Genomic DNA, 16825 nt, shown 5'->3' with positions numbered 1-16825 from the left:
ACTCCTTTTAATTAATTATACTTAATTATTATTTATCATATTTAAATAATACTATATATATTTAATTTATGTCAATATAAAAATGAAATCGTTTTCTTTTATACACAAAAAAACTCTGAGAATCTATATCTCAGAGTTTTAATTCTTATTCAAACAACATATCTAATATCGCTTCTTTTTCAATATTACCAAAATAAGCTTTTGTATTTACGTTTTCCCAAGCGTGTTGGACTGCAGCTCGCTCAAAACGGCAACCGATTAATTTAGCTGCTAACTCACTAACATCTTCTGTACCAAAGAAATCACCATAAATTATCGCTTCAGCCACTTGCCCTTTATTTAAGGATAGCTGAAATTCGATAGTGCCAGCGGGAAATCTTTTTTTGCGTTTGATGGTTGCTTTTGGGGATTTTCCGTAAGTCCAGTCCCAATTCCGATACCGCTGAGTGCGTAATTTTTCTATTTCGATTTTATCTTCCGCGGTGAAATTATATTTCGGTATATCTGTCGTTTCAAAAATCGACTCAAGTAAAATTTGCTTAAAGGTTTGAATATCCATATCTTCTGCTAAGTGCTCGCGAATAGTTGTCACACGGCTGCGCACAGATTTAACGCCTTTAGATAAATATTTTTCTGGATCGACTTGTAGTGCTTGTTCTAACATGGATAAATCCACATCAAAAAGTAGCGTTCCGTGGCTATAAAGTCGCCCTTTCGTTGCAAATTGCGCATTACCACTTATTTTTTTGCCGTCCACCTCAATGTCATTTCTTCCGCTGAGTTTGGCATTTACACCTAATTTTTGGAGTGCTTGAATAACCGGTTCTGTGAATCTGGCAAAGTTTTGAAAACTATTTCCATCGTCTTTTGTAATCATACTAAAACTAATATTTCCTTCATCGTTGTAGACTGCCCCACCACCTGATAAACGGCGCAAAACATCGATATTATGTTCTTTTACAAAGAAATGATTGATTTCTTCTAATGTGTTTTGATTTTTACCAACAATAATCGTTGGCTTCATTCGGTAAAACATAAAATACGTTTCATTTTCATCTAAAAAACGGAGCGCATATTCTTCCATTGCAAAATTATATGCTTGGTCAAGCACGTCTTCATTGTCTAAATAAATCAATTTTCTCTAGCATCCCCTTTTGCTTTAAGCGTAATTCGAATGATTTCTGGATCATTAAATAGACGCGGCAGCTTAGTAACATTGCCTAAACCACGACTGACGATAAGCGATTTTCCGCCAGCTGAGTGAATTCCCGCTGTCCATTTTGGCATAAAGCCTTGTCCTGGTGCAAAAAGTCCTTCTGTGAGTGGCAGCCTAAACTGACCACCGTGCGCGTGACCAGACAATACTAAATCAACCGGATAAGCTTGATAAAGTGGCCAAAATTCTGGACGATGGGCGAGTAGAATCGTAAAGTAGTCCGGGGATAAATTAGCTGTCGCCTCATCTAGCGCTTCTTTTAATGCTTCTTCTTCCCAAACTTGTTTAGGCAATTCTTTCTCGGCCCAATCATCTCTAACAAATCGCGGATCTTTAACACCAGCTACCATGATCGCCGCACCATCTTTTCTCAGAAAATAGCGTTCGTTTTCAAGGACAGCTACATGATGTTTTTCCATGTCCGCTTTAAAATCTTCATAAAATGCGCTTCTACCTTCGTGGTTTCCGCTCACATAAAAGACCGGAAATTCTTTTGCTAATTTACGGACGACTGCCATTGTTACAAAAGGAGACTCATCACCATCAATCATATCTCCCGTTAAAAAAACAGCATCCGGCGCTAGTTCATTGACGATACTAAGCAAAGGATTATTATATAAACCAAAACTCGCACTATGCAGATCAGACAGCTGAACAAAAGTCGCGCCGTCCCATTCTGCCGGAATTTTATCTGATACTATTTCATAATCTGTTACAGTTAAATGTTTGGTTGACCAGTATGCATATCCTGTGAAAGCAGCAACTGCACCAAGTATACCCCATCCAGTTTTTTTCATAGCTAGAAATCTCCTCACTAAATTTGCTGTATGTTTCATTATAGCAAATTCAGCTGGAACTCGCTTTACTCAGCTACTTGGTATTCTGCTAGCTTCTGTAAATCGGCCGGACTAACTTCAGCCACAATTTCGGTGCCGTTTTCCAAGTATTCAGTAGCTAAAACATCTGCATGATCGTTTAAATAAGCAACAACATTCCCCGCTTCAAACGGAATTAAAAAGGTCGCTTTTTCATAGCTAGCAAAAAGTTCTTTACGAATTACTTCGGTTAGAAATTCCAAACTTTCTTCTTCGCGCGCTGAAAAGACAATTGTATTTTCCGTTTGCTTAGGATAAATTTCTCCTTCTATCAAATCTGCTTTGTTGTATGCATAAATAACTGGAACGTCCTCCACACCAACAGCTTTCAACGTTTCTTCAGTCGTTTTCATCATTGTTTTATAATGCGGATCGGAATAATCTACCACATGTATGAGTAAATCTGCATCACGTGCTTCTTCTAGTGTGGAGCGGAATGCTTTCACTAATTGATGCGGAAGTTTGCTAACAAAACCAACTGTATCTGTGAGTAAAAATTGCTTGTTATCCGGTAAAACAATTTCGCGCACACTTGTTTCAAGCGTAGCAAACAGCATATCTTTCTCAAAAACTTGTTTGTCCGCAGTTTCGCTATAAGCACGCACTAAACCATTCATCGTCGTTGATTTTCCAGCATTGGTATATCCAACAAGTGACACCACAGGAATCTCATTTTTCTTCCGTTTGCGACGACGTACTTCGCGGTCATCTACGAGCATGTCTAGTTCTTTTTGTAAATGGCGGATTTGATGTTTGATGGTACGACGGTCGGTTTCGATTTTCTTTTCACCCGAACCACGATTACTAAGTCCGCCTTTTCCGCTTTGTTGGTCCATATCTTCCCCTTGTCCAAAAATTCGCGGTAATTCATATTGTAATTTGGCGATTTGGACTTGGAGTTGAGCTTCTTTAGTTTTTGCTCGGTTTGCAAAGATAGCGAGTATTAGCCCAGTCCTATCCATTACCTCGAGTTCGAGCGCTTCTTCTAAATTCCTAATTTGCGACGGTGAAAGTTCATCGTTAAAAATAATCAAGCGAGCATCCTGCATTTCTGCTAAGCCTTTGATTTCATCCACTTTTCCTTTTCCGACGTAAGTAGCACGATTTTCACGATCGATATTTTGTCGTAATTCGCCCACAACTTCCATATTATTTGCAGCCGCTAAATTGGCTAATTCTTCCATTGAATAATCAAAATCTTTTTGTTTTTGGCTAACACCAACGATTAATACATTTTTTTCCATAAAAAAGGACCTCCTGAAATAGATTCAGCGCGGTCAGGGTTTTTGAGTAGATAAAAACACAAAAACAGCATCAAAAGATACTAGCTTGCCTTCAAATGAAAGCATTTCGCCTTCATTCTACCCATATTTATTTTGGGTGCCATACATGCACGCAAGACCAATCCCGTTACCCATACTAAATAAGCATGGATATTCCCGCACTATTAAATTAGTTGCATAGATTTTTTGGGAAACGTAGTCTAATATAACGCATGATGGGCAACCCTCCGTTCATTTAAGTTGCCCCTAGTTTAACATGGTCGCCTTTGTTTCGCAACTATTTCTCGTTAATTAGGCCTTTCAATCCGGAAAATATCGCCAAGTTTTGTATAGTCATTTCCAGCGAGTCTGGCAACTGGTTCAAGCTTTTCTGGCAAAATATAGTGATGCTCAGAATCAAACACTTCATCTGCAAAATCATAAGTCAAAATACGTGCCAGAATTAAATCGGAAACAACCTCACCAGCATCATTTTTAATCGGAATAATTTGTTCTAGTTTAGCTGTAAGCACGATATTGGCCTCGGAAATCTTCGGTGTTTTCATTCCAGGAACTTGCTCTAAATGCAAGCTTGTCTTATCGATTTCGCTTACATCTGGTGCAAGCCTTGCCGCAGTTTTATTCATTTCTTCCACAAATGACTCACTAACAATATGAATATTTAGTTCTTTCGTAAAAGCCGCATTCCTCGCTGTATCTTTTTGCTTGCCATCTGCGCGTTGAACTGCAATCGATACTATCGCCGGATCACTCGAAACGACATTAAAAAAACTGAACGGGGCGGCGTTAACCGTCTTCCCGTCTTCAGCAAGCGTTGTTACAAAAGCAATTGGTCGTGGAATAATACTTCCTGTTAAAAATTTATAGTTTTCTTTTTGGGTTAAATCTGCACTTTGAAAAACAGTCATTTATTTACCTCATTTCTGGTTGTTTTGATACCATTTTTTTGCTTCTTCTAGTTCTTCCATAGTCAAGGAATGGCCAGCAGCTGTCCAAACTGTTTCGACTTTCGCGCCCCGTTTTTCGAGGATTTCCACTAATTCTTCGGATGCTTTTGCGGTAATAAGTGGATCATTTAAGCCGGCTGACAGAAATACATTGCGGTGGCTAATTGAAAACTCGGGTTGTTTATTTCCAGCTGGCATCGCGTGAAACAAAATTGCTTTATGAAAACTATCTTCCGCTTGAAGTAGTGCGTTGGCTGCAATATTGGCACCGTTCGAATAACCTACCGCAATCATTCGTTCAAAATCAAGTTGATATTGCTCCGCTAACTCGCGTGTCGTCTTGATTAATTCTGCAGTTTTAAGCTCCAAATCCTCTAAATCTAAGCTGCCATCATGAAACCTTTTGAAAAATCGATTTGCTCCGCCTTCTTTAATATCACCGCGTAATGATAAAACAGCAGCATCACTATTAATAAATTCCGCTATTTCAACAAGCGACTTTTCATCGCCACCTGTCCCGTGAAGTAGTAATAACGGTGCTAAATTGTTATTTTTTCCAGGAATAAAAATGTGTTCCATACGTTTTTCAGCTCCTTTTCGTGTTAATTGGGCGGACCATTTTTTCAATTTCAGCTCGTTTTGGTTCTAAAAATGGAGGTAATGCCAATTTTTCACCGAGTGTTTCGTATGGTTCATCACCTGCAAAACCTGGGCCATCTGTTGCGAATTCAAATAAAATTCGTTCTGAAACTGGTACATACAATGATTCAAAGTAGAAGCGGTTTACATAGCCAGAGTTGGGTGCTTCGATTGTATTCATGCGGTCAATCCATTTTTGTAATTCCTCGTGGTCATCAACGCGGAAAGCTACATGGTGTACACCGCCGTAACCTTGCATTGCGGCTGGAATATCGGTACGTTCTTCCACAATCACTTGCGCCCCGTTTCCACCTTCACCCACTTCGTATAAATGAAGTCCATCTTCTTCTGTCACTTTTCTAAAGCCAAAAATAGTTTGTAAAATTGCTTCCATATTTTTGAGCGAAACTACTGTTAAAAATACTGGTCCTAAACCGTAAATCGCATATTTTTCTGGAACTGGTCCTTTTTTCCAAGGTGTTCCTGCTGCAACTCCTTCGTTATTTTCATCTGAAATTAGTTGTAATTGTTGGTCGTCAAAGTCTTGGAAGGTAAGATATTTTTTGCCAAATAATGTTTGGATGTCACTATGCGGAACTTCTAATTGGTCAAACCGGTCAAGCCAGTATTCAAGCGCCGCGTCACTTGGTACACGGAAAGATACGCGAGAAATACTATCTGTCCCGTGACGTCCTTTTGGTAAATTAGGAAAGTCGAAAAACGTCATATCCGTTCCTGCTGAACCTTTGTCATCTGCGAAAAACAAATGATACGTATGAATATCGTCTTGGTTGACTGTTTTTTTCACTAATCGCATTCCTAAAACTTCTGTGAAAAACGCATAATTTTTCTCGGCACTACTTGTCATTGCTGTTACGTGGTGAATTCCTTTTAACCCTTTAATCATGATAAATCTCCTCCAAAATAAGTTTCAATTTCTGTTCTTTTTTCTTCTAAAAAGCTTGGTAAGGCTAAGTGGTCGCCCATTGTTTCAAGTGGTTCATCGATAGTAAAACCGGGGCCAGCGCTAGCAAATTCAATTCTTAAGCCGCCTGGTTCGCGGATATAGAGACTTTTAAAATACTCACGGTCAACGAATTCTTCAATTTCTAAGTCGTTTTTCACTGCTAAATCGTGAAGTTCATCCACAGCTTCTTTTGTTTCTAAAGTATATGCAATATGATCGATTGTTCCGCGTCCTGTGCGGGATTTTTTGTCTGATTTAGTAGCGTACAATTTCATAAAACTCATTTCACTCTTATCTACTATTACCCCATTCTGTTGCTTTAACCCAAAAAGCTTTGTGAAAAATTGACTAGATGCAGCTGGGTCCGGTACGTGATAGTCTGCGCCGATAATTCGAACGATTTGCTTTTCGGCCAGTATATCGGTGTGGATGGTTGGGTTAGAAATGGTTTCTGGTATTTCCGTTAGGATTATGCCCATTGTATCGGGATCTTGTAATCTAAAAGTCTGGTCTTGTTTTTTGAAAGAAATGGCAAAATCGTTTAGCCTTTTTTCCCAGTAAGAGCTTGTGTCTTTTGGTATTCCAAGGGTGATATTACCGAAAAAGGCGCGCTCGTTGTAGCTTGAGCCGATGCGAGGTACTTCGAAAAATGTTAACAAGGTACCGGGGCTTCCTGTATAGTCCCCGTAAAATAGGTGGCGCATGTGAATATTGCTTTGATTTACTGTATTTTTTACGAGCCGTAGCCCTAATATGTCTGAATAAAAATGATGGTTCTCGCTAAATGATTTTGTTAGCGCGGATACGTGATGAATGCCTTTAATCATTTGTTTGTACCTCCTTCTTGATTACTAACTATAGTTTATAACTAAACTATTAAAAAGAAAAGTTTTATGCTCACAAAAAGTAAGTAACTTTTAATGTACGCAAAAAAGAGCGCCAATCAGCGCTCTTTAATACACATCTCGTTTTGTGAAAATAAAATAGGATAAGATGAAAGCGACTACCATCCACGCTGTTAACACAAGCATGGAAAAACTCAATGTCATTCCTTCGACGGGTGGGCTGGAGCCGTTTAAGTAGTTCGTTAGTTGTAAATTAACCATAAATAAATATTTCGCGCTTGGCCAAGAGCTGACGAGATTGGTTAAAATCGTTCCGGTAATGAGTGAAGCAAGCATAATTCCCATAACTGCTGCCGTGGACCGAACTAGCACGGATACAAACATTGTTAACACACCGACCACAACACTGACAAACCACGCGAGTCCGAACTCCATGAGCAGTAATTGCCAAACCGGAAGCTGGTACACATTGGTTGTCGTTATCGCGCCATCTTTCACACCAAACCCGGTGAGAACTGGTGCATCCCAGCCACCGTACCCAAAGACAATTCCAGAAATCAGGTAGGCAATAACGGCGGATAATACCATAATTGCGGAAATCGAGAGTAGCATCGATATATATTTACTCGTCAAAATCCGCCATCGCTTCACAGGCCTTGTCAGCAGGAACTTCATTGTTCCCGCGCTTGTTTCAGCACTGATTAAGTCGGCTGCTATTACCATGATAAAAAGTGGAAACAACAAACTAATACCATTTTCGACAAACGTTTTTAAGAAAGTTGGTGCTCCAGGTGCATTGGGATTGATGTCATTATCTAAATAATATTGTAGTTGCCCGACAAGCACTTTGAAATATTTTTGATATTCTTCGGGTAGTCGCCCTGTGCCGAGTCTGTTTTCAAGGTCGACGATTTGTTGCTGAGTCTGTACATGCCAATCACTTGTCCCAGCTTGCTTTTCATCTTCTTGATACTGCCGGAACTGCGCATACGTGAAAATCGCTACGATAATTGCTACCAATGCTAAAATAACGATGAGTCGCTTTTTGCGCCAAAGTTTTAGCTGTTCATTATAGACTAAATTAATCAATCGAATGACCTCCTGTTAACTCAAGAAATAGGTCTTCGAGAGATGGTTTTTTCTTGTCGATTTCATGGACTTGAATGCCTTTTGCAACCAACTGTTCGTTCCATTCGGCGCTACGTTCATTCACTGCGGTCACGAGATATTCGCCGTCCACTTCGACTTCGGTTACACTTGCCAAAAATGCTTTGGCTTGTTCAAAAGGAGTCGCCAGCCAGCGTAATTGTGCACGGGAACTAAGGAGGTGTGAAACTTGGTCGGTTTTAATAATCGTCCCGTCTGTCATAATCGCCACCCGATCACATAAAAGCTCAATTTCACTTAATAAATGCGACGAAACGAGCACGCTAATTCCTTCATTTCTGGCAAGCGCACGGATAAAGTCGCGCATTTCATGAATTCCAGATGGATCGAGACCGTTTGTTGGTTCATCAAGAATTAATAATTTCGGACTGGAAAGTAACGCTTGGGCAATGCCTAAACGCTGGCGCATACCAAGTGAATAGGTGGAAACTCGGTCATTTATCCGTTTTTCTAGCCCAACTAGCTCGGTTACTTCCTGAATACGTTCTTTTTTTATCGAGGGATCCATTCGGGCAAAATACGCCAAATTTTCTTGCCCTGTTAAAAATGTATAGAATTCCGGATTTTCCACGATAGAGCCAAGACCGCGCATTGCTTCGGTGAAATTTTTCCAAATATCTTTCCCACCAATTAAAATCGTTCCAGATGTTGGTTTAATCAACCCCACGATCATTCGAATCGTAGTTGTTTTGCCCGCTCCATTTGGTCCTAGAAAACCGAATACTTCTCCTGGTCGTACTTCAAAAGAAATCCCTTTGATAATTTCTCGTTTGCGGATTTTTTTATGCAGGTTAGTTACTTGAAGTGCTAGCTCCGTCATCGCCTTTTCCCCCTCCCGTCTGTATCACTTCTGTCACCCGATTACCGATAAACTGGTATCCCGCATGATTTGGGTGGAATTTATCACTTGCTAAATAAGCCGCTCCATTTTGCTGAAATAAATCAAATGTTGGTACGTAAATAATGTTTTTCTCATTTTGTGATAGATTTTGACTCTCTAAATTCCATTCATTCGCAACAGCCGACATCTCACTCGCATTTTCTAACGACATAAACGGATTATACAGCCCAATATGAAAAACTGGCGCGGATGGATTTAATTTTCGTATCGTTTGGTATATTTGTTTTAAGTTATTCGTGTAGCTTGCTTCGGCTTGTTTAATCGCATCACTTTTGAAATCATCAAGTACTTCCCCGCCGCGAAATAAATCATTGCCGCCGATCGTCATTAAGACTACATCAGCTGATTTTATTTGATTCTGAACTTCTTTTTGTTCCAATTGTTTGAGTAATTGTCCTGATTTCGCCCCGCTAATAGCAAGATTGACGTTCTCGACATTTTTCTCTTTTTGTTTATAGAAATTTTCCACAACCCGAACATACCCACCGCCTTCTGTGTCACCAACGCCATATGTAAGTGAGTCGCCGAGTGCAGTTATTTTAAAGGTATCTTGTTTTTTCGTTACAGTAGTATCTTTTTTGGCAGCTGAATTTGTATTATTTGCTTGATGATTTTTTTGCCCGTACCAAATTGACACTACACCAACAACACTAACAACTAGCGCAATAACGGAAAAAACGAAAAGAATTTGAACCGTTCTACTCTTCTTCAATGACTACCACCCGCCTTTTTCTTGAGGTTTATTTGTCCCTAAGTATAGCATATTTTAAAATGGGAATAACGATATAGCGTTTTTAGTAAATTTATCTGATATAAAAAAACACTCACCCCTAAAGGTGAGTGCTCTCTCATTCTTATTCCGCTACAATTGCTTTCGTTAAATCATCGACAAAATCTTGTTTGTTTTCTGCTTTCGATGCTTCGGAAATTGCATCAATATCTTTCGGTTTATCATCCCAGCCGCCAGAATCTGCTGTTACCGCAATATGGATACTTTTATCTTTATTATCATTCATAAAAGTGGTTACGTTTTCTGGAATATCATCGGACTGTACTGTAGTGAATAGAACTACTTTGTCATAATCATCTGCTTTTACTTTGTCTAGTTTTGTTGTATCGATAATCGAAACATGTACGTTTTTGCCTTCCATGTCTTTTTTCACTTGATCCATTACACTGTCTTTGAATTTACTACCTTGAGTTGCCAGCAATACATGATCTCCTGTAGCTGATTTGTTTATTTCGGCATTTTCAGTAACGTCCATTGATTTAATAAAACGGTAGGATAGCATCACTCCTGCAAATATAACTACTGCGATTCCTACGACGATTAAGCTGATTTTTAGTGGTTTTTTCATGTTAAATTCCTCTTTTCTGTTAGTTGGGTCATTCTGATCTTAAAGCTTCTGCTGCATCTAATTTTGCTGCTTTATTACTTGGATAAATCGAGAAAATAAAGCCAATTGTAATTGTTATTGCGAGTGTGACAAGGAAATTCCAGAACGAAATGTGAATCATATCTTCAAAACCAATGTTCGTTTCTAAAATAGGACTAGCTATTTTTGCAATTGTCACGGCGACAAGACTTGATAGTACATTTGCTAAAATAATAATATAGCTTGCTTCCATCATGAAAAGTCCGCGAATATGACGTTTTCGATAACCAATTGCTCGGAATACCCCGATTTCTCTTGTTCGTTCAACCACACCGATATAAAGCACAATAGCAATCATCACGCCAGCAACAGCCAGCGAAAGACCTGCAATAAAGGCAATCAAGTACACAATAATATCGGTAAACTGGCTAAATGTATCTACGAAAGCATTCGCATTAGTAATCGAATAATTCGCCCAGTCTTTGTCATCCTCATATTTTCCAACGATTTCCTCTGCTTCTGCTGTCGTTTTTGTGAATGCATCTACAGATAAAATCGGCTTTTCAATACCAGTTGTTTTAATAAAGTCGTTCATTGTTTTTGTGGAAACATCAAATCCCCTAGCAAAACCTTCTTTAGATGGATTTGTAATACCAGTAATAATTGTTTCTGTTTTAACCGTATTTTTTGTGTCGCTATTTCTTCCGGCATAAACTAAGGTTATTGTTTTACCAATGAGTTTATCGCCGTCACTTTTTGTTAAATCATCAGAATCCTTTTTCCCAAGAATAGCTCTTGCTACATTAGAAGGGATAACTGCTCCTGCTTCATCACTTGTCACCATTTTCCCGCTTAGAAGATATTCATCTTTGACAGTCAAATCTTCATAGCGTGATGGCTTAAAGTTGGCTTCTTGCATTTCACCAGAAATACCTTTCAAATATTCGCTATCGTATTCAAATTTAATGCCTTGGACAGTAGTGCGTTCATAAATTTCTGTAATATTTTCATCTTCATACAGTTGCTTAATTTTCTTAATCTCACTGCTCGTTAATGGAGTAGTCGGTTCAGGTGATTTCGAACCACCATCTTCTTTATAATAAGTCGTAATCTGGTTAGGTGAAAAAGTCGTTCCAAAAATCTTTGAAAGACTTTGATTTACTCCATTCCCAAGCCCGAATGCTAATAAAATGGCAATAATTCCAATTGAAGTCCCAAGTGCTACGAGCAAATTCCGAAACTTTCTATTGAAAAAGCTTTTAAAAGAAATTTTAGCAGTGGCCCACCAGTTTAGACGCAACTTTTTTTCATTTTTGTGGCTAACTCTTTGGATAACTTCTTTTTTCCGTTCAAATGAAATTACTTCTCCATCTGCTAGTCGTAATACCGCATCGGTTTGGTCCGCAATGTTTAAATCATGCGTGACGATGATGACTGTTGTTCCTTGTTTCGCTAACGTTTTTAATAGCTTAATGATTTCCTCTGAAGTTACACTATCAAGCGCTCCGGTTGGTTCATCCGCAATAATCATATCTGGATTGTTAGCAAGCGATCTCGCAATGGCTACCCGTTGCTTTTGTCCACCAGAAAGTTGCGTTGGTTTTTTACTAGCAAATTCGTCTAATCCAACTTGTTTCAGCAAATCTAGCGCTCTCGCATTTCGGTCACTTTCCGATAATTCGGCATTCAAATATAAAGGAACTTTGACGTTTTCAATAACAGACATATGGTTAACTAAATGAAAGCTTTGAAAAATAAAACCAATATGATTAAAATGATAGGCGTCTAAGTCTATATCTTGTAAATCAGCGCCATTGTATAAAACTTGTCCGGAATAGTCGGTATCTAGCCCACTAATAATATTCAGCAAAGTGGACTTACCGCTACCGCTTTTCCCGATGATTGCCGCAAATTCCCCGTCTTGAATCGTCACATTAATATCTTTCAAAACAGGAGTCTCGTTTTTCTTTCCAAGTTTGTAAGATTTTTTTAAGTGCTTAATTTCTAACATGTATTCTCCTACTTTCAAATAGTATCCATTTTTTTAGACTTCATATAGATATAACTGCCTGCAATAACTGAACATAATCCTACATTCCAAACAATAGAAAGAAGTGAAATCTCAAAATGACCATTTGGCAAAATAGAGATAATTCCCGCACTGTTATAAATATGCAAGTAGTATTCAGCTAATAAATTGATTATTAGGATTGCAAAAAGAAGTAGAACAACGGCTGCTTTTTGAAGAGAACTAGCCTTCACGTGATCTTTTAACCAACCTACCGGAATAACAAAGTAACAAACAAACATAGCGATAAATAAAAACATCATCAGCGTTCCAGATACAAACGATAACGCATCGCCTGCTCCAATTCGTCCTGTTTCAAAACCGTAATACCAAATAAAGGCACTTTGAAGTAAAATAACTGCAATTGCTGATAAATAAGCAGCAAATAGTTTTCCGAAAAATTTCTTTGTTTCCGAAAATCCGGAAAGAGAAGCGAGCGTTAAGTTTTCTTTCGATGTGTCGAGTTTCGTGATTTTCCAAGTTGTGATAAGAACGAGAATTAAGCTTATCACCGTCGTTCCTCGAATCGCTCTAAAAAGTAAATCCGTTCCCTCCAGTAGATTTATCGTGAACCCTAGAAAGTTCAGCCCCAAGATAATTGCAAGTCCAATCAAAAGAATAGGACTAATTTGTTTTAAATAAAAAGTAATCATTTTTGTCATTTGTTCATTTCCTCCTTATAGAAATCGATTAATGAGTTGCCTGTTCTCTCGCGATAAGTTTCTGTTTCTATTGTTTTTAATGTATTATCTTTAATTAACCAAAGTTTGTTATATAATTTTTCCGTGCCTTCTAAATGATGCGAAGAAATAATCGTGATAGCATCTGGCTCTGTTTCGCTAATAATAGCCTTCATTACTTCTGAACGAGCCATAATATCAATACTTGCAAATGGTTCATCGTAAAGATACACTTTGGCTTGTCTTGCTAAAACACTAGCAATTTTCACTTTCATCAACATGCCTGTCGATAATTCACCAAGTTTTAAACGTTTACTAATGCGCCATCCTGAAAGTAGTCTTTCCCACTTATCTAAATCCATATTTTCAAAAAGAAGCGCATGTTGTTTCATAAATTCTTCTATAGTAGTACTTTTTTTAGCGTAAAGTTCATTGTTTAGATAAGCGATTTGCTGACGGATTTCACTCGTTATGAAAACTTCATTATCTAGTTGTAATGTGCCGCTATCTGGTCTCTTCAAATTTGCTAACATATCTAGCAAAGTCGTTTTCCCGCTGCCGTTTTCACCAGTGAGCACGATCATATCGCCTGGTTTTGCTTCGAAGTCCACATTTTGTAAGACTAATTTATTTGGATAAGATTTAGCAATATTATTTCCCACTAGCATTTACTTCTACCTCCTCTACTTTTTTCACCCAAGCGATGATTTTTTCTTTATTAATTCCTAATTTACTCATTTCACTAATAAAATTTTCGGTAAGTTGTTTTGCGATGTCATTTTCCAATTGCTCAATTCTCCTCTTATCTTCTGTCAAATATTTACCAGTACCGCGAACGGTGAAAATAATTCCCGCTTCTTCCAGTTCTGCATAAGCTCGCTGGATGGTTGTCGGATTTACTTCTAACTTTGTTGCTAATTCTCTTACAGATAGTAGCTTGTCACCAGCCTCGTATGTTCCTGTAACAATTTCTGTATGAATATAATGAACGATTTGCTTATAAATGGGTTTACTATCATCAAACTTCATAATTTCCTCCTTTCGCCTGTCTGTCCGTATCACCGTACCACTTGGGTCACACTGGCTATGAATGTACTATATCAAAGGAAAATCGCTTCATTTATATACTTCATATATCGAGCAAGCGTTTTTCCCACTACAAAATTTCTTTTCAAACTTTTATCCCTCTCTCCAAGCGACTTTAGCAGGAGTCACAAACTGTTCATAACTCTTTTTGAAAAGAATTAAGGTATAATAAATGGGTAAATATGTAAAAAAGGAGTGGTCCTAATGACGGAAAAATTCAATACAGTGCTCAGTTATCTAAAAGAATTTCCTGACTACTATAAATATGTAACAAAGAAAACCTATACAATGAATGAAAAAATTATTTTTGAACAAGAAAAAGCAAAACATATCTTTTTTGTTGTGGAAGGTTATGCTGCGGTAGAATTAGAGGACAATTTAAGAAAAACAAACTATATTTCAATATTCGTTCTTCCAAATAATGTGTTAGGGATTGACGCATTCTCGTCATTTCCAAAGAAAAAACATAGTATTACCGTCATGAGTGAGCAAATGGTGCTCTATAAAATAGAAGCAGACTTTTTACTAAACATTTTATCGATCAAACCTGATGTGAATGATTTTCTTTTGACAAGTATTGCTGACGTTTTTGCTCGCCACTATGCACTACTTGGAATGATTGCAAAAACACCTAAAGAACGGATTTACATGGCTTTAGAAAATCTTGCTGTAGAGATGGGCGCTGAAGATGAAGAAAGAAATGAGATTGTGTTACCAAACTTTATCAATCAGTCAGTCCTTGCAAGATATTGCCGTACAACCCAGCCAAACATATCTAATTTACTCACAGAGCTTGTAGACGAAGAATTTTTAGTCAATAAAAAAAGCCCTTATCGGATAGATAAGGACTCCTTAGATATTTAATTTTGTTTGTGTTTACGGCGTAATAATCCAAGCGCTGCAAATACAAATATTAAGCCAAACATGCTATACAAAACGCTATCCCAAAGTTTATCGCCAGTAGTTGGAAGTTTTAATTTACCAGCTATAGTTGATTTTTCACTTTGAGTTGGCGTTATTTTTATTGTTTCTGTCTTTTCTGCTGAAGTTTGGTGGTTTGTAGCTGGTGTAGTTTCGTTATTTTGTTGCGCTGGTACTACAGGGTTTAGCGGTGTAACTGGAGGCGCTGGAACGGCTTTTTCTTTAACCGTTACATTAATTGTTATTGATTCGCCGCCAAAGCTATAAGTGACCGGATAAATACCTGCTTTCGTGGTGTCAACTTCACCGTCCACCTGCACATCACTAAAGGAAACAGCGATACCAACTGAATTTATCGCACCATCAAAATTGTCCTCTCCGCTCCATGCATCGTCTACATAAATCGTCGAATCGTGCGCTTTAATTTTCGCAGGTACTGCTTGATAAACATAAGTGACTGTTTGCGAGTTTGTTTCGAATACGCCACTTGTATTTGTTGGCAGTTTGCTTTCATCTAATGTAAATCCAGCAATTTCTTTTGCTTCAGCTTGATACGTATCATCTAATTTACCTGTTAAAATATCTGAAGTGGTTAGTTCCTCGCCATTTTGGTTTACATATTTTACTGTGACTGGTGCGCCGTCTGCTTTTTTGTATACATAAGTGACCGTTTGCTCATCTAAACTAAGTGTCCCGGTTGCATTTCCTGGTAGTTGGTTAGTATCGAGTTCGTATTTATCAATTGCTAGTTCATATTCAGGCGTCGTCACATCATAGTCATCGCCTACATTTCCACTTACCGTTTGCGACTCGTGAATCTCTGCCCCAGTTTCATCCACATATTTAACCGTTAAATCCTTTGCCTTAACTGGTAAAATATCAATTAAAAAAGTTGCTTGGTTTTGAGGATTGTTAGTCGCATTATCAAGAACTACTTTAATTACATGTACGCCTGATTTAAAGTTGATTAGTGGAATACTCACGTCAGAAGTCAGTTTCCCATCATAAAGCACCTTGCCATCATTCGTATCGGTAATCGTCACATCATGCCCATCAAACAATTCCGAGTCAAACATATATACTACTTGTAAATTAATAAATGTAGGACTATTTTTTAAAAATGGCGTAAGCTCCATATCATTAGTTAGATTAGAAATAAAAGAATTATTTGCTTTAATATGACCGCTATACTCTGGTGTATTAGCTGGATAAATGAACGTATACGCTGAGTAAACACTTGGTTCTGGTTTTTGACTGTTAATCGTCACTTGGTTACCAGAAACATTTACTTCATTTGCGCCAGTTCTATTTTCATACAAACTTAAAGGTAGTTGCCCGACTAATTTATTACCTTGCAAAGCGATGGAAGGAATATTTCCAAGACCATCCGGAATTTTTCCTGAGAATTGATTATAATCTAAGCGCAGTTCTGTTAATTTTTGTAATTGACCTAATTCACTAGGAATCTCCCCTGATAAATTATTACTATAAAGTAAAAGTCTTTCGAGAGACACTAGGTTTTTAATCTCTGGTGGGACTTCTCCCGTAAGCGACCTATTGCTTAAAGAAATGGTCTTAATCTTAGCCAAATCCTCAAAAGTTAGATCAACACCGACTTTTTTCGGCGCCAATTGTCTATTTACCTCATTGATTAACCACGCTTGTCCTCCTAAATCTTCAGAAGTAACAATATCTGTATTACTTTGATTTAAATTAATTGGTTGATTTGTTTCTTTTGTTGTTTCTGATGCTATTCCGGAAATGGGATAACCCCAAACAAAATTTAATGAGAGAACAACAGCAGAAAGACAAAGTAAAGCTTTTTTCATTAATGTATAACCTCCAGTGTTTTTG

Annotated in this window: 17 protein-coding genes; 1 reads left to right on the top strand and 16 read right to left on the bottom strand. The window is 38.0% G+C overall.

The features are described 5' to 3' along the window. Nucleotides 1-145: 145 nt before the first annotated feature. From lplA2 to PQQ29_RS04075, 15 genes are all read right to left on the bottom strand, one after another. Nucleotides 146-1135 (bottom strand): lipoate protein ligase LplA2, encoded by a 990-nt coding sequence (lplA2, locus tag PQQ29_RS04145; RefSeq protein WP_003770968.1) that lies wholly within the window; start codon nucleotides 1133-1135, stop codon nucleotides 146-148. Then, entirely contained in the window at nucleotides 1132-2013 is an 882-nt protein-coding gene (locus PQQ29_RS04140) for a metallophosphoesterase (protein ID WP_045553494.1), read from the bottom strand. The genes lplA2 and PQQ29_RS04140 overlap by 4 nt, the downstream gene beginning before the upstream one ends. Nucleotides 2014-2078: 65 nt before the next feature. Beyond that, a complete protein-coding gene (gene hflX / locus PQQ29_RS04135; protein WP_153648286.1) occupies nucleotides 2079-3335 on the bottom strand; it encodes a GTPase HflX in 1257 nt (418 codons plus the stop codon). Between the two features lie 326 nt (nucleotides 3336-3661). Beyond that, nucleotides 3662-4282, bottom strand: a complete 621-nt coding sequence (locus PQQ29_RS04130) for a flavin reductase family protein (protein ID WP_187984039.1) — start codon at nucleotides 4280-4282, stop codon at nucleotides 3662-3664. A gap of 9 nt (nucleotides 4283-4291) precedes the next feature. Then, complete coding sequence (locus PQQ29_RS04125; protein ID WP_033533274.1) at nucleotides 4292-4900, bottom strand: alpha/beta hydrolase; 609 nt, start codon at nucleotides 4898-4900, stop codon at nucleotides 4292-4294. Between the two features lie 7 nt (nucleotides 4901-4907). Continuing rightward, a complete protein-coding gene (locus PQQ29_RS04120) occupies nucleotides 4908-5867 on the bottom strand; it encodes a ring-cleaving dioxygenase (RefSeq protein ID WP_003770958.1) in 960 nt (319 codons plus the stop codon). Beyond that, nucleotides 5864-6754: a VOC family protein gene (locus tag PQQ29_RS04115; protein WP_187984038.1), complete on the bottom strand. Its 891-nt coding sequence runs from the start codon at nucleotides 6752-6754 to the stop codon at nucleotides 5864-5866. The genes PQQ29_RS04120 and PQQ29_RS04115 overlap by 4 nt, the downstream gene beginning before the upstream one ends. A gap of 126 nt (nucleotides 6755-6880) precedes the next feature. After that, complete coding sequence (locus PQQ29_RS04110; RefSeq protein ID WP_045553496.1) at nucleotides 6881-7861, bottom strand: ABC transporter permease; 981 nt, start codon at nucleotides 7859-7861, stop codon at nucleotides 6881-6883. After that, nucleotides 7854-8759: an ABC transporter ATP-binding protein gene (locus PQQ29_RS04105; protein ID WP_187984037.1), complete on the bottom strand. Its 906-nt coding sequence runs from the start codon at nucleotides 8757-8759 to the stop codon at nucleotides 7854-7856. Before PQQ29_RS04105 ends, PQQ29_RS04110 begins: the two co-directional genes overlap by 8 nt. After that, nucleotides 8731-9552, bottom strand: coding sequence for an SGNH/GDSL hydrolase family protein (locus PQQ29_RS04100; protein WP_187984036.1), 822 nt, complete (start codon nucleotides 9550-9552; stop codon nucleotides 8731-8733). Before PQQ29_RS04100 ends, PQQ29_RS04105 begins: the two co-directional genes overlap by 29 nt. Nucleotides 9553-9694: 142 nt before the next feature. Next, a complete protein-coding gene (locus tag PQQ29_RS04095) occupies nucleotides 9695-10198 on the bottom strand; it encodes a hypothetical protein (RefSeq protein WP_187984035.1) in 504 nt (167 codons plus the stop codon). 28 nt (nucleotides 10199-10226) lie between these two features. Then, nucleotides 10227-12227, bottom strand: coding sequence for an ABC transporter ATP-binding protein/permease (locus PQQ29_RS04090; RefSeq protein ID WP_033838001.1), 2001 nt, complete (start codon nucleotides 12225-12227; stop codon nucleotides 10227-10229). Between the two features lie 14 nt (nucleotides 12228-12241). Next, a complete protein-coding gene (locus PQQ29_RS04085) occupies nucleotides 12242-12946 on the bottom strand; it encodes a hypothetical protein (protein WP_003770949.1) in 705 nt (234 codons plus the stop codon). After that, nucleotides 12943-13632, bottom strand: a complete 690-nt coding sequence (locus PQQ29_RS04080) for an ATP-binding cassette domain-containing protein (protein ID WP_003770947.1) — start codon at nucleotides 13630-13632, stop codon at nucleotides 12943-12945. Before PQQ29_RS04080 ends, PQQ29_RS04085 begins: the two co-directional genes overlap by 4 nt. Next, the gene (locus PQQ29_RS04075) at nucleotides 13616-13993 is read right to left on the bottom strand and encodes a GntR family transcriptional regulator (RefSeq protein WP_003761044.1); all 378 of its coding nucleotides are present in this window, start codon (nucleotides 13991-13993) and stop codon (nucleotides 13616-13618) included. The genes PQQ29_RS04080 and PQQ29_RS04075 overlap by 17 nt, the downstream gene beginning before the upstream one ends. 261 nt (nucleotides 13994-14254) lie before the next feature. Here PQQ29_RS04075 and PQQ29_RS04070 point away from each other — a divergent pair, with 261 nt between their 5' ends. Beyond that, a complete protein-coding gene (locus tag PQQ29_RS04070) occupies nucleotides 14255-14914 on the top strand; it encodes a Crp/Fnr family transcriptional regulator (protein ID WP_153648294.1) in 660 nt (219 codons plus the stop codon). Here the strand turns inward: PQQ29_RS04070 and PQQ29_RS04065 are convergent. Then, a complete protein-coding gene (locus PQQ29_RS04065; RefSeq protein ID WP_187984034.1) occupies nucleotides 14911-16800 on the bottom strand; it encodes a MucBP domain-containing protein in 1890 nt (629 codons plus the stop codon). The genes PQQ29_RS04070 and PQQ29_RS04065 overlap by 4 nt on opposite strands. Nucleotides 16801-16825: the final 25 nt, after the last annotated feature.

This window comes from Listeria innocua, from assembly GCF_028596125.1.
Taxonomy (GTDB): Bacteria; Bacillota; Bacilli; order Lactobacillales; family Listeriaceae; genus Listeria; species Listeria innocua.
The sequence above is the reverse complement of the archived record's forward strand: the minus strand, read 5'-3'. Positions and strand labels throughout refer to the sequence as shown.